Source organism: Melaminivora jejuensis (assembly GCF_017811175.1).
In the GTDB taxonomy this organism is placed as follows: Bacteria; Pseudomonadota; Gammaproteobacteria; order Burkholderiales; family Burkholderiaceae_C; genus Melaminivora; species Melaminivora jejuensis.
Genome location: NZ_JACWIJ010000002.1, coordinates 3,343,814 through 3,361,973, shown reverse-complemented (window position 1 = coordinate 3,361,973; position 18,160 = coordinate 3,343,814). Strand labels below are relative to the sequence as shown.

At 67.3% G+C, this 18,160-nt stretch carries 13 protein-coding genes; 10 read left to right on the top strand and 3 right to left on the bottom strand.

The window, feature by feature from the left end:
- Positions 1–3: 3 nt before the first annotated feature.
- The 6 genes from IDM45_RS15740 (at position 4) to IDM45_RS15715 (ending at position 8,254) form a co-directional block, all read left to right on the top strand.
- A complete protein-coding gene (locus tag IDM45_RS15740) occupies positions 4–981 on the top strand; it encodes a hypothetical protein (protein ID WP_209423670.1) in 978 nt (325 codons plus the stop codon).
- A 317-nt stretch (positions 982–1,298) separates the two neighbouring features.
- The gene (locus IDM45_RS15735) at positions 1,299–2,423 is read left to right on the top strand and encodes a flagellar basal body P-ring protein FlgI (protein WP_408631657.1); all 1,125 of its coding nucleotides are present in this window, start codon (positions 1,299–1,301) and stop codon (positions 2,421–2,423) included.
- A complete protein-coding gene (gene flgJ, locus IDM45_RS15730; protein ID WP_209423669.1) occupies positions 2,423–3,382 on the top strand; it encodes a flagellar assembly peptidoglycan hydrolase FlgJ in 960 nt (319 codons plus the stop codon). Before IDM45_RS15735 ends, flgJ begins: the two co-directional genes overlap by 1 nt.
- A 71-nt stretch (positions 3,383–3,453) precedes the next feature.
- Positions 3,454–5,511, top strand: a complete 2,058-nt coding sequence (flgK, locus tag IDM45_RS15725) for a flagellar hook-associated protein FlgK (protein WP_209423668.1) — start codon at positions 3,454–3,456, stop codon at positions 5,509–5,511.
- 65 nt (positions 5,512–5,576) lie between these two features.
- Positions 5,577–6,914: a flagellin N-terminal helical domain-containing protein gene (locus IDM45_RS15720; protein WP_209423667.1), complete on the top strand. Its 1,338-nt coding sequence runs from the start codon at positions 5,577–5,579 to the stop codon at positions 6,912–6,914.
- 119 nt (positions 6,915–7,033) lie between these two features.
- Positions 7,034–8,254, top strand: a complete 1,221-nt coding sequence (locus IDM45_RS15715) for an HDOD domain-containing protein (protein WP_209423666.1) — start codon at positions 7,034–7,036, stop codon at positions 8,252–8,254.
- Positions 8,255–8,310: 56 nt separating this feature from the next.
- Here the strand turns inward: IDM45_RS15715 and IDM45_RS15710 are convergent, their stop codons facing one another.
- On the bottom strand, positions 8,311–11,301 hold the full coding sequence (locus IDM45_RS15710; RefSeq protein WP_209423665.1) for a DEAD/DEAH box helicase family protein: 2,991 nt from the start codon (positions 11,299–11,301) through the stop codon (positions 8,311–8,313).
- A gap of 29 nt (positions 11,302–11,330) precedes the next feature.
- Here IDM45_RS15710 and IDM45_RS15705 point away from each other — a divergent pair, with 29 nt between their 5' ends.
- Together IDM45_RS15705 and IDM45_RS15700 are read left to right on the top strand one after the other, a co-directional pair.
- Positions 11,331–11,612 carry a type II toxin-antitoxin system RelE/ParE family toxin gene (locus tag IDM45_RS15705; protein WP_209423664.1) on the top strand — a complete coding sequence of 94 codons (282 nt, stop codon included), beginning with the start codon at positions 11,331–11,333 and terminating at the stop codon, positions 11,610–11,612.
- Between the two features lie 12 nt (positions 11,613–11,624).
- Positions 11,625–11,927, top strand: a complete 303-nt coding sequence (locus IDM45_RS15700; protein ID WP_209423663.1) for a HigA family addiction module antitoxin — start codon at positions 11,625–11,627, stop codon at positions 11,925–11,927.
- Positions 11,928–11,947: 20 nt separating this feature from the next.
- Here the strand turns inward: IDM45_RS15700 and IDM45_RS15695 are convergent, their stop codons facing one another.
- Complete coding sequence (locus IDM45_RS15695; RefSeq protein ID WP_209423662.1) at positions 11,948–13,963, bottom strand: site-specific DNA-methyltransferase; 2,016 nt, start codon at positions 13,961–13,963, stop codon at positions 11,948–11,950.
- Between the two features lie 111 nt (positions 13,964–14,074).
- On the opposite strand from IDM45_RS15695, the gene IDM45_RS15690 reads away from it, so the two are divergent.
- A complete protein-coding gene (locus IDM45_RS15690) occupies positions 14,075–14,521 on the top strand; it encodes a transcriptional regulator (RefSeq protein ID WP_209423661.1) in 447 nt (148 codons plus the stop codon).
- A gap of 138 nt (positions 14,522–14,659) precedes the next feature.
- Here the strand turns inward: IDM45_RS15690 and IDM45_RS15685 are convergent, their stop codons facing one another.
- Positions 14,660–16,435: an ATP-binding protein gene (locus tag IDM45_RS15685; RefSeq protein ID WP_209423660.1), complete on the bottom strand. Its 1,776-nt coding sequence runs from the start codon at positions 16,433–16,435 to the stop codon at positions 14,660–14,662.
- 185 nt (positions 16,436–16,620) lie between these two features.
- Between IDM45_RS15685 and IDM45_RS15680 the strand changes: the two genes are divergently transcribed.
- Positions 16,621–18,138, top strand: coding sequence for a nitronate monooxygenase (locus tag IDM45_RS15680; RefSeq protein ID WP_209423659.1), 1,518 nt, complete (start codon positions 16,621–16,623; stop codon positions 18,136–18,138).
- Positions 18,139–18,160 lie beyond the last annotated feature (22 nt).

Genomic DNA, 18,160 nt, shown 5'->3' with positions numbered 1-18,160 from the left:
CCCATGCGAGGAGTCTTCCTGCGCCGCACCGCCGCCGCGCTGGCGCTGCTGGGCACGGCAGCGCTGGCTGCAGCGCAGGACTTTCGCGACCCGGCCAGCCAGACCTTCACCGTCTGGCCCAACATCCCGGTCATCCGCGCCGCCGACCTGGCCGAGTACGAGGCCGACCGGCGCATCTTTGACGACCTGCACGCCGACAAGGCCGATCCGGAAAAGATCACCGCCGCGCTGCGCGCCATCGACGCGCTGCAGGCCCACCACGAGCGCCGCGCCATGGCCCAGCTCGGGCGCAGCGTGAACGCGCAGCTCATCGCCGAGCTCGACCGCCTGGCGCGCGCCGCCCGGCTGGCCCAGCCCAAGCTGCGCTTCGACTACTCCGACCTCACGCCCGAAGACCTGCAAATCCCCACGCCGCCGCAGGAGCTGAAGGCGCGCGCCGGGCGCATCACCCTGGCCGCCTACATCACCTACACCCGGCTGGAGGGCACGCTGGTGCAGGCCAGCGCCACCTTGGTCAAGCTCAGGAACGGCGCCTCGCAGAGCTTCACCGTGACGGCGCCGGCGCCGGTGCTGGCCGATGCGCTGGCGCGCGAGCTGTTCGACTACTTCCAGGGCACGCGCTTTGCCGCCAACCGCGTGCCGCCCGGTGGCCTGCAGTGGCTGCCGGCAGCGCCGGGCCACGCCGACCAGCTGGTCTCGCGCGACGTGGCGCAGGGCTGGTGCCAGACCCAGGACGCCCAGTTGCCCAGCGCCGACGAGCTGCAGGCCGCGCAGGCGGCGGGCTTTCACGGCGGCGGCGTGGCCCTGCGCGCCGCCGGTGCCTACCACGTCCAGGGCGGCCTGTACGACACCGCCAGCGCCCAGGCCGGCGCCGGCGCCCTGCGCGCCAACCACCTGGCCGACGTGCCCAACGGCTACTACTACTGCGTGCGCCAGCCCCAGCCCGCTGCCCCGGTGCGCACGGCACGCAAGCGCAAGTGAGCCGCCCGGGCGTGTGAGCGTGTGAGCCACACCGGGCCGCCGTGGTGAATCTTCAAAAATCATAGCTGCCAGCGCTTACCTGGCAAGGGTTTGCAGCGGTTTTGATGGTTTTTTCAACTCCCTCCCCCTCTGGGGGAGGGTTGGGGTGAGGGCCAGCGACGGCGGCCTCGCCACACGGCCCGCCAGAACCAGCCGGCCCCCATCCCCACCTTCCCCCAGCGAGGGAAGGAGCACCCGCCTCAAAACACCCGATAAGGCCCCCATCCCCCGCCTTATCCGCGCTTTGCCTGCCGGGGTCGGCCAAGACAATTGCAGGCATGAACCCCCTGCCTACCTCCCGCATGTTCAAGGTCATGACGCTGGCGCTGGCCGCCCTGGCCTGCAGCGTGCCGGCGCAGGCCCTGCGCATCAAGGAAATTGCCGCCGTGCAGGGCGTGCGCAGCAACCAGCTGTCGGGCTACGGCCTGGTGGTCGGCCTGGACGGCACGGGCGACCAGTCCACGCAAATGCCCATCACCGCGCAGGCCATGAGCAACTACCTGCAGCAAATGGGCATCTCGCTGCCGCCGGGCACCAGCGTGCCGCAGCTCAAGAACGTCGCCACCGTGGTCGTCACCGCCGAGCTGCCGGCCTTTGCCCAGCCGGGGCAGCACATCGACGTGTCGGTGTCCTCGATCGGCAACGCCAAATCGCTCAAGGGCGGCACGCTGATCGCCACGCCGCTGCGCGGCGCCGACGGCGAGATCTACGCCCTGGCGCAGGGCAACCTGGTAGTCGGCGGCGCAGGCGCGTCCGCCGGCGGCTCCAAGGTGCAGGTCAACCACCTCAGCGCCGGGCGCATCCCCGACGGCGCGCAGGTCGAGCGCAGCGTGCCCACGCCGCTGCACGGCAGCGAGACCATCACCCTGGGCCTGAACGCCTCGGACTTCCAGACCGCGCGCAAGGTGGCCTTGGCCATCAACGCCCGCTCCGGCCCGGATACCGCCACCGCCCTGGATGGCCGCACCGTGCAGGTGCGCGCCCCCCTCGACCCCGGCGCGCGCGTGAACTTCATCGCCGAGCTCGAAGAGCTGCAATTGCCCGAGTCCACGCCCGCCGCCAAGGTGGTCATCAACGCGCGCACCGGCTCCATCGTGCTCAACCAGGCGGTCACCCTGGGGCCGTCGGCCATCGCCCACGGCAACCTGTCCATCGTCATCAGCAGCACGCCCGTCATCAGCCAGCCCAACCCGCTGTCGCGCGGCCAGACAGTGGTGGCGCAAAAGAGCGACATCTCCATCCAGGCCGATGCCGGCAAGGTCATGCAGGTGCCGGCCTCGCCGCAGCTGGCCGATGTGGTGCGCGCACTCAACACCCTGGGCGCCACGCCGCAGGACTTGCTGGCCATCCTGCAGGCCCTGAAAGCCGCCGGCGCGCTCAACGCCGAACTGGAGGTCATCTGATGAGCCTGTCATCGCCTTCCACCAGCCTGCCCCTGGCTGGCAGCACCGCCGCCCTGGCCACGCGCCAGGCCCTGGCCATCGATGGCCGCTCGCTGAACAACCTCAAGGCCCAGGCCGCGCAAGGCGCCGAAGGCCAGCGCGAAGCCACGCGCGAGGCCGCCCGCCAGCTCGAATCGCTGTTCATGCGCGAGCTCATCAAAAGTATGCGCGAGGCCACCATGAAGTCCGGCCTGCTCGACGGCGCCGAGGGCAACCTGGCCAGCGACATGATGGATCAGCAGCTGTCGGTGCAGATGGCCGGACGCTCCGGCGGCCTGGCCGAAGCCATCCAGCGCCAGCTGGCGCGCCAGCTCGGCGGCGACGCCGACGCGCCGGCGCTCGCCCCTGGCGCCACGCTGCGCCTGGACACGCTGCAGCGGCGCGCTGCGCCCAGCCGGCCCGACAACCCCCATGCGCCCTCGCCCCAGGGCAAGGATGAGTTCGTGCAAGGCCACCGCGCCGCCGCCGAGACCGTGGCGCGCGAGAGCGGCATCCCGGCCAGCTTCATGCTCGGCCAGGCCGGGCACGAAACCGGCTGGGGCAGGAGCGAGATCCGCCACAAGGACGGCAGCAACTCCTTCAACCTGTTCGGCATCAAGGCCGGCGGCAGCTGGAAGGGCAAGGTGGCCGAGATCACCACCACCGAATACATCGACGGCCGGGCGCAGAAAGTCACCGCCAAGTTCCGCGCCTACGACTCGTATGCCGACTCCTTCCGCGACTACGCGCGCCTGATCACCGAGAGCCCGCGCTACGAGAAAGCCCTGGCCAAGACGCACTCGGCCCAGGCCTGGGCGGCCGAGCTGCAAAAGGCCGGCTACGCCACCGACCCGCAATACGCCAGCAAATTGAGCCGTGCCATCCAGAGCACGCTCAGCGTGGCGCGCACACCAGCCAGCGCCGCCAGCGCCCAGGCCTGAGCGGGCCGCCTGCACCACCACACCACTGCCGCGCCCACCCGCGCCGCCAGCCCACCTTCCGAGGTCACCCCATGAGCCTTCTCAACGTCGGCGCCCGCGCCCTTCTTGCCAACCAGGTGGCCCTGCAGACCACCGGCCACAACATCGCCAACGTCAACACGCCGGGCTACTCGCGCCAGAGCGTGGTGCTGCAGACCGTGCCCGGCCAGTACACCGGCTCGGGCTATATCGGCAAAGGCGTGGAGGTGGCGACCATCCTGCGCAACCACAACGAGCTGCTGACGCGCCAGGCCGCCGCCGCGCAGGCCATGAGCGCCGGCGACAGCGCCCGCGCCGAGCGCGTGTCGCAACTGCAGGACGTGTTCCAGGGCGGCAAGGCCGGCCTGGGCGCGGCCATCAGCGACATGCTCAACGCCCTGGGCGACGTCATCACCGCGCCCACCGACATCACCGCGCGCACCGTCAGCCTGACGCGCATGGACGAGATGGCCGCGCGGATGCGCTCCTCGGCCGAGTTGCTGCGCGAGATCGACTACTCGGTCACCGAGCAGCTCAAGACCGACACGCTGCGCATCAACCAGCTGGCGGTGAACATCGCCGAGATGAACCAGCAGATCAGCCGCGTCATGGGCAACGGCCAGACGCCCAACGACCTGCTGGATCGGCGCGACCAGCTGATCCGCGAGCTCAACCAGTACATCCAGACCACGCAGATCCCGGCCAGCGACGGCACCATCAGTGTCTTCGTGGCCGGCAGCCAGGCGCTGGTGCTGGGCCAGGACGCGGCGCAGCTGGCCGTGGCCGAGTCCAAGGAATTCCCCGGCAGCCAGCGCCAGGCGCTGTACTTCCAGCGCCCCGGCGCGCCCGACGTGGAGCTGCGCGACACCCTGCTGGGCGGCGGCCAGACCGCCGGCCTGCTGCGCTTTGCCAACAACGACCTGATCGAGGGGCGCAACCTGCTCGGGCGCATGGCGCTGGCCATCGGAGCCGAACTGAACTACCAGCAAAGCCTGGGCCTGACGCTGGACGGCACGCGGGGCAAGCCGCTGTTCAGCGCCCCGGCTGAAGTGGTCGGGCGCACCAATGGAGCTGCCGTGGGCAGCATCGATCTGGGCGACCCGGCGAAGTTCGACGCCACGAAATTCGCCGCGTCGGACTATGAGGTGGTCTTCAACGCCAACGGCACCGACGCCCACATCATCCGGCTGTCCGACAACACCGTCAAAACCGTTGCCGCAACCGATCTGACCAATCCCGGCGGTGTGCAGATGGACGGCTTGACCTTCGAGTTCACCAACTCGGGCAACCCTGGCGAGCGCGTGCTGTTCCAGCCCTTTGCCGGCGTGGCCGACCAGCTGCAGATGCTGATCCACTCGCCGCGCGACCTGGCTGTGGCCAGCCCGGTCAACGCAGCCATGGGCACACAGAACACCGGCACGCTGCAGCTGGCTGGCTTGCAGGCCGACGGGCTGCGCTGGAGTGCCGGCCCTCCGGCTGGGATCGAAAAGGCGGGCGCCATCAATCCGCCGCCCAGCCCAGTCCCCCCAGCCACCAGTGGCGGCGGCGTGACCTTGACTTTTGGCCCCAATGGCACTTTCAGCGTCGCCGGCGCTACTTCCTCCGATGTGCTGAACCTGGATGCCAATCCACCCGGCCCCCAGACTCCTGGTGCACCACCCTATGAGTACCAGTACGTCCCCGGCCAGACCATCCACATCGACGGCTGGGCCATCACCCTGCAAGGCACGCCCAAGGAGGGCGACACCGTCGTCATCGGCAACGCCACCGACCCGCAATACGGCGACCAGTACACCCGCAACGCCGGCAACGCCCGCGCCATGCAGGCGCTGCGCGACGTGAAGATGTTCGACAACGCCAGCATGGTCGATGGCTACGCCGGCCTGATGGCCCAGGTCGGCACGCGCACCCAGAGTGCGCTGTACGCCGCGCAAATGTCCGAGGCCATCGCCAGCGACTTGGAGGCCAACCGCACGGCGATCTCCGGCACCAATCTGGACGAGGAGGCCGCGCGGCTGATCCAGTACCAGCAGTCCTACCAGGCCTCGGCCAAGATGCTGCAGGTGGCGCAGGCCATCTTCGACAACCTGCTGCAGAGCGTGGGCCGCTGACGCGCGCCCCCAGCCCCGCAACCACAGACCCCGCCCCTGCGCCCCCGCAATTCCAGGAGCCCCCGATGAGCACCCTGAACCGTGTCGGCACCGCCAACCTCTACGACAACACCCTGCGCAACCTGGCCATGCGCCAGAAGAACCTGACCGACCTGCAGGAAAGCCTGACCGCCGGCAAGCGCGTGGTGCGCGCCAGCGACGACCCGGTGGCCGCCGCCCAGGCCGAGCGCGCCCTTACGCGCATCAGCCGCATCCAGGCCGAGCAGCGCCAGCTGGACGTGCAGCGCGGCGCCATGGCGCTGGCCGAGTCCACGCTGGGCGACGCCGTGGGCCTGGTGCAGGAGATGCGCCAGCTCATCATTGCCGCCGGCAGCGGCACGCTCAAGCCCGAGGACAGGCGCACCTACGCCAACCAGATCGCCAGCCTGCGCGAGCAACTCAGCGAAACCATCAACCGCAAGGACGCCAACGGCGTGCCGCTGCTGGGCGCGCTGGGCAGCGACCTGCGCGCCTTCGCCGGGCCGCTGCTCAGTGGCAGCGCCGACTACGTCTTTGCCGGCCTGCCGGGCCAGCAAGCCAGCAGCGGCACCAGCATCGCCACCACCGTGGACGGGCATGGGGCGCTGATGTTCGACGTGCAGCGCGACGGGGTATTTCATGCCGCTGTCTCCAATGGGGGCGCGCCTGTGGCCGGGCGCCACTTCGGCACCGATGCCGTGCGCGTGACCAACCCGGAGCTACTGCAGCAGCCCGCGCCGCCGGCCAGCCCCTATACCTACTCCATCAAGTTCACCGGCGCCACCAACCCGCCGAACCCGGACGGCAGCTACGACATCGGATACGAGATCTTCAGCACCAATTCGGCCTACGTCTCGCCCGGCCTGCAGCCCCTCAACAACATCAAGCCGGGCCAGCTCCAACAAATCCCCATCAGCATCACCGACCCGGGCGGGGCCACGCTCGAATTCACCATCAGCGCCACGTCCGTGCGCCAGCTCGACGGCTCGCTGGTCTATTCGCCCGCCGATGGCGACACCGTGACCCTGAGCGCCAGCCCCAGCCTGATGAGCACCATCGACCGCGCCGTGCGCGAACTGACCGATGCACCCGACACCGGCGCCGCCGCCCAGGCCGTGGGTCAGGCACTGGCGCAGCTCGACAAAGGCATGGAGCGGCTGCACAACATGCGCAGCTATGCCGGCGAGTTGCTCAACCGCGCCGACCGCATCGGCAGCGACCAGGAAAACCGTGCCATCCAGCACGAGGCCGACCGCTCGCGCGCCGAAGACCTGGACATGGTCAAGGGCATCTCGGACTTCCAGAACGCCCACGTGGGCTACCAGGCGGCGCTGCAGTCCTACGCCCAGGTGCAGCGCATGTCGCTGCTGGACTTCATGCGCTGAAGGGGCGCGTTGTGCGTTTCGCGTCCGGCGTTTCGCGCACAACGGCACCCGCCCCACGCACAGCCTCCTCCGAGCGCCCACAATGGGCGCTTTCGCGCATCTGACACACCCCCGACCCCATGGCTCAATCCGTCCTCGGCAGTTTGGTGATGGGCTACCGCCCCCTGTGGAACGCCGCCCGGCGCCTGGCCGGCGTGCAATTGCACCTGCAGGCCGCCGGCTCGGTGCAGGTGGACGCAGCCCACCTGCTGCGCACGCTGCAGGAGATCTGGAGCGCCAGCTCGCCGCCGCTGCTGCTCACGCCGCGCACCCCCGAGCTGCTGGCCGAGCTGCTGGCGCACGCGCCGCGCGGCACGCCCTGGCTGGCCGTGCCCGGGCGCTGGCTGATCGACCCGCAGCTGCTGCAGCTGGCGCAGGCAGCCCACGCACGCGGCCTGCGTCTGGTCTGGCTGGGCGAGCTCGACCACCTGCCCGACCCGGACGTGGCGCGACTGTTCGACAACAGCCTGCTGCACCTGTCGCCGGGCAACGCCGTGCAGGCGCTGCAGGCAGCGCGCCAGGCGCAGACCCAGCGGCGCGACCCGGTGATCCGGGGCCAGATGTACGAAGGCGTGGCCAGCCGCGCCCTGCTGGGCCACTGCCTGGACACCAGCGGCGCGCTGGCCATTGCCGGCTGGCCGTCGGACGACGTGCTGCACGACCTGCGCCACCAGCCCCTGCGCCCCTCGCGCGAGGTCGTGCATCGGCTGCTCAAGGCCATTGACGCCGAGCAGTCTATGGACACTTTCGAGGACATCCTGGGCGAAGACCCGCTGCTGGCCTACCGCTTTCTCACACACATCAACTCCGCCGCCGTGGGCCTGCGCACCGGCGTGGACTCGCTGCGCCGGGGCCTGCTGGTCATGGGCTACGGCAACCTCTCGCGCTGGCTGGCCGAGCAGCTGCCGCACGCCGCCACCGAGCCTGACCTAGAGCCGATCCGCCAATCCATGGTGCTGCGCGCACGCCTGACCGAGCACCTGATCAACGCCGGCGAGGGCAAGGAGCTGCGCCGCGAGGTCTATCTGTGCGGCCTGTTCTCGCAACTCGACGAGCTGCTGCGCGAGCCGCTGAGCAACATCCTGCGCCGCGTGCCGCTGTCCGAACGCCTGTACGAAGCCGCCGTGCTGCACACCGGCCCCTACACCCCCAGCCTGGAGCTGGCCTGCGCGCTGGAAACCAGCGACAGCGCCGCCATCGTGCAGGTGTGCGAGGCCAACGAGCTGTCGCTGGAGCACATCAACCGCATGTTGCTGCGCGTGCTGTCGGAGCTGGTGGTGCTGCGCGAGGGGCGGGGGTGAAGAGTCAGCCCTTGCCAGTCAAGCGCTGCAGGCTGTGTAAACAATAGCAAAAAAGCTCACCACAACGCTCCTTGCGCCTGACTGTCGTCCAGCGCCCGCAGCCGGGCGAAGTCCAGTAGCTGCGCCAGATGCGCCCCCTGGCTGCGCCACTGCTGGACGATCTCCTCGCCCAGCAGCACGTAATGCCACGGCAGCCCCTGGCGGTGCTGCGGCTGCAGGGCATTGATGCGTTCGCACCAGGCCAGCGCGGCGCGGCGCTTGCGCTGCACGTCGGGATGGATGGTCTGCTGCTGCGCCTTGGTCTCGACCAGGTGGATGGCGCCCTCGGTGCGCACCAGGAAATCCGGGCTGTAGAAGGCCGCCAGGCCGTCATGCCTGACGTAGCGCAGCCGCACGAACGGATGGCGCGTCTCGCTGACCTTGCAAAACGCCAGCACCTGGGCATCGGCCTGCGCCCACGCGATGAAAGTACGCTCCAGCCCACCACCCTGTGCCGGCCAGCCCAGCCGGGTGTAGATGCACTTGGACACGGGCATGGAGTGCGCCTGGCGCAGCAGCAGGCGTGGGGTTTCGCTCAGGCGGCGGGCGTGAACTTCGGTGCAGCCCGTGGTCTGCGTCTGCTGCGCCTCGCGCAGGGCCAGCGCAAAGACCCGCGTGATGTGCTCGACCACCGGCTGCAGCAGCAGCAGGCGCCAGTGCTGCGCGCCGCGGCTCTCGCCCAGCGGATCGAAGTCCTGCGCGAAAAGCTGCGTCCAGATGTAGTCATCCAGCCAGCCGGTCAACTGCGCCGTATCCACCTGCAGATACGGCAGGGCCAGGTGGCTGGCCACCCGGTTGCCCCGGGGCAGCGGCTCGGACAGCGCCTGGCTGATGCGCCGCGTCAGGCGCGCCAGATAGTCGTTGTAGCCCGCCACCTGCATGACGGCGCCATCGACGCGGTAGTCGCCAAACAGCGTGGCGCTTTGCAGATCGTGCGACACGAAGGTGTCGCCCTTGCCCAGCAGCGCCGCCAGTTGCGCCAGCGCCATGGCGGAAAACGGCGGCAGCGCCGCGATGTCAAGCGCCCTGTGGCGGCTCTCCTCCTCGGCCTCGCGCACGATGCAGGGAATGGCAAAGTCGAACGCCTGGTAGCCCTCGCGCAGCTCGGCGGCCAGCACATCGCCGGTGCTGGATGTGCTGTCCATGCCCTCGCCCGTGGTGCCGGCCAGCCCGGCGCGCAGCAGATCGGCATAAAAAGACTCGAACGCCGGGTGCTCGATGATGGACAGCACATCCAGCAGGCTGCCCGGCTCCAGCCCGGCCTGGATGCGCTCGCGGTTCTCGCGCTTGGTGTCGGCATATTCGGCGCCGCGCCACATCAGCCGCAGACCCCGGCCAATGGTCTGCTCCAGCAAGATGGGCGCCTGCGACGAGCGCAGCGGCACGATGACGCAGATGTTGTTCACATCGAAGCCCTCGCGCAGCATCAGCACGCTGACGATGACACGCGGCGTGGCGTGGCGATCGACGGCAAACAGCCGCTCGCGCACCGGCGCCCATTCCTTCTCGCCCAGCTCGGCCTTGCGGCCCGAGTCGATGGTCATGACCTCGTCGTCCTGCAGCCCCTCCTGCTCGATCAGGAACTGCGCCACCAGCGGCGAGACCGCCGTGTCCTCGCACACCACCAGCATCTTGGGGTGGCGCTGCGGGTCGATGGCGGCAAAGTCACGCTCCAGCTTGCGCAGCTTGTGCAGGCCGGCGCGCAGCATGACGCGCTGGCCCTCGCTCAGGGCGGGATTGCCGGCCTCGTCGCGCTCGGCCTTGAAGTCCAGCGGCAGCGCTCCGACCTCCTTGCGTCTATCGAGCACCAGCGACTTGACCAGCCCGGCGCGCATGGCGCTGTGCAGGTCGAAATCCACCACGATGTGCGCAAAGAACAGCTTGCTGCGCTTCTTGCCGCTGCCCACGGTGTTGTAGGGCGTGGCAGAAAAATCCACCTGCACGAAGCGCCGCCCCTTGGGTGCAGCGATGCGTGAGAGGCTCTTTTGCCATTCGACCTCGGCCGCCTCGCCCGCGCGCCTGAGCTCGTGGATGTGGTGCGCCTCGTCGTTGAAGACCAGCAGCTCGGGCAGGTCGGCCAGAAACTCCAGCACATTGCCCCGGGCATAGCGCCGATCCAGCACCTCCAGGCTGTTGCCCGTGGCCCGGCCCGGAGCCAGCGGCAGCACGGCAGCCGCCACCACATGCGCCGGCACCAGCGCGCCAGGGGCCGCCACACTGGCCACATCGGCTGCGGTCTCCTGCGCCTCCTCGAAGGCGGCATCGCCCTCGGCCAGCAGATGCCAGTTGGTGATGGCAATCATGCCGTTGCCCGTGGCCTTGAGACCGATCTCGTGCTTGGCGCAGACGTTGCCGCGCACAAAGGCAAAAACCGCCTCGCGCTGCCCCTCGGGCACGAACAGATCGGCAAACTGCATCAGGTCGGATTGCCCGAAATCCCTTGCCCCACCTGCGCTGCCTGCTATCAATTTCCCGCAAAAGGCATCGAGCAGCCGCTCATACACGATCAGCCCCGGCGCCACCACCATGAAATGTCGCGTGAAGCGCGCATCCTCGCGCCCCTGTGCCAGCGCCGCGTTCTTGTTGAGCAACTGCCGGATCAGCAGCGCCTGCAGCACCCAGGTCTTGCCCGTGCCGGTGGCAATCTTGAAGCAGTACTTGGGATGCGCGTGCTTGGGCGCCGACACCTCGGCCAGCAGCGTACCCGCCAGCAGCGCCTGCGGCGCCGCCTTCTCGTACAAATCCTGCAGACTGACCGCGCCCAGCACCTCATGCGCCACGATGGCGTTGAGGATGGCCTGGCGCTGGCCGACGTGGAAGTTCAGCGCGCCGCGCTCGTCCACCTTGTCCTGACCGAACCACCACAGCAGCAACTCGGCAGTGACCGGTGTGACCAGCTCCAGCAACTCGGCAGCGCCATGCTCCAGGCCCAGCGCCAGCTGGCGGGTGCGCGAGGTGAGGGCGGCGGCAAGCGCCAGGGGATCGGTGGCAGATGGAGCAGCAGTCATTTGATAAACATTTTGTTTACAATTGCACCATGATCGAAAGCTTTGCCGACCCGCAGACCGAGCGCCTGTTTGGCACCGGCAAATCCCGGCGGCTGCCGCCGCAGATCCTGCGCCGGGCAATGCTGCGGCTGACCCAGCTCGACGCCGCCACCGATGTGAACGACTTGCGCCAGCCGCCTTCCAACCGGCTGGAGGCATTGAGCGGCGATCGCGCCGGCTGCTGGAGCATCCGCATCAACGACCAATGGCGCGTGTGCTTTCGCTTCGAGCGCGGCCACGCCCAGGATGTCGAAATCGTCGATTACCACTGAGGAGTTCCCGCCATGACTGCCCCCCACAACGGCCTGCCCGCCATCCACCCCGGCGAATTCCTGCGTGAAGTGCTGGACGACCTGGGCCTGACCCAGGCTGCCTTTGCCCAGGCGCTGGGCATCTCGCCCATGCGCGTGTCGCACCTGCTGCGCGGCGAGCGCCCGGTGACCGCCGAAATCGCCCTGCGCCTGGGCCGTGCGCTGGGCCAATCGCCGCAGTACTGGCTGAATCTGCAGGCCAGCTACGACCTCAAGACGACCGAAGCCGCGATGGGCGAGAGCCTGGCGCAGATTCACGAGCTGGCCTGCGCCTGAGCCGTATCGGATGCCGTGCGTCATGGCGCAGCATCCACCACCTGCACCACCTCGGCCTCGAAGCCGAAGACATCGACCACGCGCACGCAGACCCGGCGCAGCCCGCGCAGCACCGGCACGGTCAGCACCGCCTGCGTCACCGCGCGCAGCGCATCGCCGTCATTGGCGGTATTGCCACGATAATCCTGCCAGACCGAGCGAAATATCTGCCCGTCATAATCTGGATCGACAGCCCAGTATTCGACCAAGGCCAATGGCTCGGCATTGGCCACGGCCTGCAGCCGGGCGCGATTGGCATCGTCCAGATTGATAGCCTCGGGCGAGAGCAGCACATAATTCTTCAGCCGCACGGTCAGCCGCTCCTGGCCCGCGCGATCTCCCTGGCTGGTGCCTGAAGGCAGCAACTCCCGCTCGATGGGATACAGCGTCAGATATTGCAGACTGGAAAATCGCACCTGCCCGCGCAATTTTTCCACTCCGCCTTTCTTACGCAGCCGGTCAAGCAGATCGGGTGGAATCACCAGCACCTCCAGCCGGTTGTCGCGCAGTGCGGCAATGGTCTCGCCAATGGCCGGGTCAAAATTCCAGCCCAGCACCACCACGCGATCCCAGCCACCCAGCAGATTGTCGCGCTGGGCAATGGCCTTGCGCAGCGTGGCCGCGCCGGTGAGTTTGTTGGGTGAATCGGCCAGCACCAGGGTTTTGCTGCCACGCCGTCCCCCGATCTCGACGCCGGCAATCTGGCCCAGATTGCGCAGCGGATTGACCTCGGGCGGCAGAGGCAGGGCGCCGTAGAGCGACAGCACGATCTGCGACAGATCGCCGATGCGGAAGTCACGCTTGCCGAAGTGTGATTTGGCGGCCTCGACCTGGTAGTCGCCAATGGCCTGGTACAGAAAAGGCCGGGCTTCCTGATCGATCAGGCGCTTGCGCATGATCATGCAGGCAGGCTTGCCGATGTCGGTGGTAATCCAGCGCCGGCCCAGTTTCTCGGCGACAGCGGCGGTGGTGCCGGAGCCGCCATTGAAATCTGCTATTAACCCATTTCTTGGAGAACTTGCTTTGATGATTCTTTCTAATAATACAGTAGGCTTTTGAGTCGCGTACCCTACTCGATCCCGGGACATTGAATTTTCGTAGGGAATATCCCACACATCATTGGGAATCATCCCCTCATCAGGGTAATAAATACGCCATTTTCCCGCATCAAATCGCTTTCGACATCTTCGACCTTCATCATCAACATCTCTAAAGTGAGAGGCAACATATTCATCCGTATATGGAATTTTGGCATTTTTCTCATCAAAGAAAGTTATTCCAGTTTTACCATAACAAAATATCACATCATGTTTTTGAGCAAATCTATCATTGGGTCGCCCAAGGGTTGAATAATGCCAAATAATTTCATTTCTGAAATTTTTTCTACCCAATACCTCATCCATCACCAGCTTGACATAATGCCCCACATGCCAATCCAGATGCACATAGATCGAGCCGGTTTCCGCCAATAACTCCCGCATCAGAATCAAGCGCGGCGTGATCATGGCCAAATAGGAGGCCGTGCCGTCGCTCCAGGTATCGGAGTACGCAAACTGCTCGATGACCGTGGGCCGCTGCTCCAGCTCCACCCCAGGCAGCGCGACCTTGGTGCGGTAGTCGGCCTTGCTGTCAAACGGCGGGTCGATATAGATCAGATCGACCTGGCCGCGCAGGCTGGGCATGTCCTCGTCGCCGGCCAGCAGCGCCGCCATGGCCAGCAGGTTGTCGCCATAGATCAGGCGGTTCATCCAGGGAGCGTCCTGTGCTGGCGCGTCGGGGGTGGCAATGCCCCTGGGCGCCAAGGCTTCCTGTCGGGCGACGCGGCGCTGCTGCTGCGTGATCCAGTCCTGCGCGGCGCTGTCACGCGCCGGCAGCACAACCTCGCGCGTTTGCAGCCGCACGCGCTGGCGGCTCTCCAGACTCTCCAGAATGCGTTCGGCTTGCTTGCGCCCGTTGGCGACGATCTCGGGCAGTTGTTCGAGCAGGGATTTGGGCATGGACAGACAGGCGATCTCAACCAGCGGTCGAAACACACAATCAACTGATATTTGATTCAAATATCAATCAAATATTGATTGATATTTCTTGTCCTCCATAGCTTGCGTGGCATGGACGAGAAGAAAGATTTCAGCCATCGCCTGCGTCAAGCCATGACGGATGCGGGCTACACGCCCAGCCCCTCGGTGCTGGAACATGAATTCAACTTGCGTTGGTATGGCCGCTCCATCAGCAACCAGGCAGCCTGGAGCTGGCTCAACAGCAAGGCGATCCCCACCCAGGACAAAGTGCAGTTGCTTGCCGAGTGGCTCAACATCGAGCCGGAAGTCCTGCGTTTCGGTTCTGCTGTGCGCCAGTCGGTGCAGGCGCGCCGCCAGCGCTGGGATGAGGGCATCGGCTATCTGGAACGCGAGACCTTTGACGCTTTTTTGCAACTGCCCGCCCCGCAGCGCAAGCTGATCCGCGAGGTCATCCTGACTTTCGCCCAGGTACACGGCCCCGGTGCACCCGAGGCATCTGCTGCCGCCCCAGCCTTGGGAAAATATCAAAAATCATAGCTGCCAGCGCTTTCCAGACGGGTCTTTCAGGCTGATTTGATTGTCAAAATGGGGTTGAAATCGGCTGCTTCGGACGGTTTTGGGCGGTTTGGGGTCTGGAGGCGGGGTTTTGCGGCGATTTTTTGCTGGTTTTTCAGGTCAAATCGGCTGCAAATCCTTGCTGGGCAAGCGCTGACAGCTATCAAAACAGGAGTTCCCTGGGACTGATGCAGGCGGTGTGCTGCCGTGCGCCGCGCCAGCGCCCAGCGGCTGGCCTGGCCGCGCACTCCCTCTCCCCCTCGGGGGAGAGGGTGGGGGTGAGGGGGTGGTTCGGGCGCTGCGTCCATTGCAGGCCCCCTCACCCCACCCTCTCCCGCACGCGGGAGAGGGAGTCGGAAAGGTCAGCGTATCGAACGCCACGATGTTGCGGCTCTCGCGGCTGAACTCCACGCCCACCAGGTGCACCGGCCCGCTGGCGCGGTATTTGTCGGCATAGTTTTTCTGTTGCAGCTGCTCGATGGCCCGCCCTTCAGGCACCAGCTCGACCACCTTGAACTCGAACAACCAGGTCTGCCCCAGCCAGCGCAGCGCCATGTCGATGCGGCCTTGGTTGGTGGCGTCCTCCAGCACCATGTCCAGCCCCAGCGCAGCAAAGTAGCTGTAGAAGACGCTGGCCCAGTAGCCTTCGTATTGGGCGATAGGACTGTTGCGATGCCAGTCGTGCGGGATGCTGGCCAGAAAGCTGTGCAGCAGCTGGTGGATGCCCGCCAGGTCGCCCGCCTGCAGCAGCCGGTACATCTGCAAGACGCTGCGCGCCGGCCCGTCCTGGTCGCCGCACAGCACGGCCAGCAGGCTGGTGTTCAGGCTGGTCTTGACCTCCAGGTTGGGGTAGCGCAGGTGCAGCCCGATGCGCCCGGGCAGCTGCTCGGCCCGATCCACCGTCAGATAGCCCGACTGGAACAGCAGCGCTTCGGTGGAGATGTTGTCCACCTCGAAGGACGACAGCAGCGAGGAGAACTCGAAGACGCTCTCCAGCGCCGGCGTGAACTGGCGCCGCCGCGTGAGCAGCTTGACCAAAAAGGTGGGCGTGCCGCTTTCAAACCAGTAGGGCCGAAACTCCCGGTGGCTGAACAGCAGCAGCACATCGAAGGGGTTGTAGACCGACTCGCCGCGCCAGTTGTAGCCGTTGTACCAGCGGCGGATCTCGCCCCGATCCAGCCCGGGCAGCTCGGGCGCGAACACGGTATCCACATCGTGGTCGGTGTAGCCGCAGATGGCCGAGTAGCGCGGATCGAGTGTGATGTCCTGCAGGTTGTTCAGGCCCGAGAAGATGCTCACCTTGCTGAACTTGGACACGCCCGTCAGCAAGGCAAAGCGGATGTGCGCGTCGCTGTCCTTGATGACGGAATAAAAGTCCTTGAGCACCTCGCGCAGCTGCAGCGCCACGTCCTGGTCTTCGATGCGGTCGAGGATGGGCTTGTCGTATTCGTCGATCAGCACCACCACGCGCTGGCCGGTCTGCTCGGCCAGATGGTGGATCAGGCTGCGAAAGCGCTCGGCGTGGCTGCTGTCGGTGCGCGGGCAGCCGGTTTCGTCCTCATAGCGCTTGAGGTGCGAGTCCAGGCGTGATTGCAGGTCGGCAGCATCCTGCACCATGCCACCGCCAAAGCTGAAGCGCAGCACCGGGTACTTGACTGACCAATCCCAGTGCTGCTCGGCGTGCAACCCCTCGAACAGCGCCCGGTTGCCCTCGAACAGCTCCTTGAGCGTGTCCAGGAACAGGCTCTTGCCGAAGCGCCTCGGACGCGAGAGGAAAAAGTACGAGCCTTGCGCTATCAGCCGCAGCGCAATCGGCGTCTTGTCCACGTAGTAACAGTCCTTGGCACGGATCTTGGCCAGGGTCTGGATGCCGATGGGGAGTTGCTTGCGGGCCATCGGGGCATTGTAGAAAGCTCGGTGCCAGCTCTGCCCTCAATGGCAACACCAGTCAAAACCAGTCCAAATCCTTGCCCAACAAGCGCGGACAGCTATTTTTTCAATAGCAATACTGCCATCCCGAGCATTGGCCTGCACCGCCCCGCCTGCCTATAGTGCCCCGGTCATCGTTACAAGGAGCCGCCATGCCTGCCTCCCTGCCCCGCACCGACCTATGCGCACTGCTCGGCTGCCGCCTGCCCATCATGGCTGCCGGCATGGGCGGCGTGGCGCGTTCGCAGCTGGTGGCGGCGGTGACGCAGGCCGGCGCCTTCGGTTTTCTGGGCATGGTGCGCGAGCCTTTGCAGCTCATCGAGCGCGAGGTCGCCGCCGTGCGCACCGCCGGCCACACGCGCTTTGGCGTGAATCTGATCCCCGCCGGCACCGATCCGGCCCTGCTGGCGTCGCAGATCGACCTGTGCATCGGCCTGCAGGTGCCGGTGGTCGGCCTGTTTTGGGAGGTGAACACGGCAGTGGTCGAGCGGCTGCGCGCCGCCGGCATCGTCGTGGTGCATCAGGTGGGCACGGCGCAGGCGGCTCTGGCGGCGCAGCACGCCGGCGCACACGCGTTGATGGTGCAGGGCGTGGAGGCTGGCGGCCACGTCCACGCCACCCAGCCCCTGGCCGAGGTGCTGGCCGAAGTGCTGGCCCTGGCCGAGGTGCCGGTGGCCGCCGGCGGCGGCCTGGCCGATGGGCGCGATGTGGCGCGCGTGCTGGCCGCCGGCGCGCAGGCCGGCGTGCTGGGCACGGCCTTCATCGCCACGCCGGAATCCTTCGCCCACGACGTGCACAAGCAGGCGCTGCTGGCCGCGCAGGGCAGCGACACGGTGCTGACCGAGGACTTCCACATCAACTGGCCGCCGCACTCGCCGGTGCGCGTGCTGCAAAGCGCCGTGACGCGTGGCGAGCGCGGCAACCCGCATGACCCGAATGCCCCGCGCACGGTGATCGGCGAGGAAGAGGGCCGGCCCATCTACCTGTTTTCCACGGACTCGCCGCTGCGCTCCATGAGCGGCGACTTCGCCGCCATGGCGCTGTACGCCGGCTGCGGCGTGGGCCGGGTGCAGGCCATCGTGCCGGCGGCTGAGCTGGTGGCCACGCTGGCGCGCGAGGCGGCCGCCCACCTGCGGCTGCTGCAGGAGCCGGCGCCCGAGTATTCGTCGCCCGTGTGCTATGCGCCCGAGTTCCAGCGCCAGCGCGACGAGGCGCTGGCCGCGCAGCTCAACGAGCTGCTGGAGGCCGAGCGCGCCGGCGCCCGCGTGACGCTGGAGACGGCGCGCGCCGTGCCTGCCGACCAGCCCGCGCTGCAGGCGCTGGTGCAGGCCATCCAGCGCGACGAGGTGCATTGGTGCGGCATGTTGCTGCGCGCGCTGCGCCGCCTGGGCGCGCAGCCGGGCACGCGCACCGGGGATTTCTACGGCAAGGCCATGGCGGTGGCGGACTTGCGCGAGCGCCTGGCCTTTCTGAACCGGGGCCAGGGCTGGGTGGCACGCCGGGTGCGCGAGTTGCTGCAGGGGCTGGATCCCGAGCACGAAGACCTGCGCGCCGACCTGCAGGCCATGCTGGATGGCCATGTGGCCCAGCTGGCGAAGGTCAACGCCGCGCTGGGCATCGAGCGCCGGGCCGATACTGCACCCGCCGCACCCGCCTCGCAAAATTCATAGCTGCCAGCGCTTGCCCAGCTTG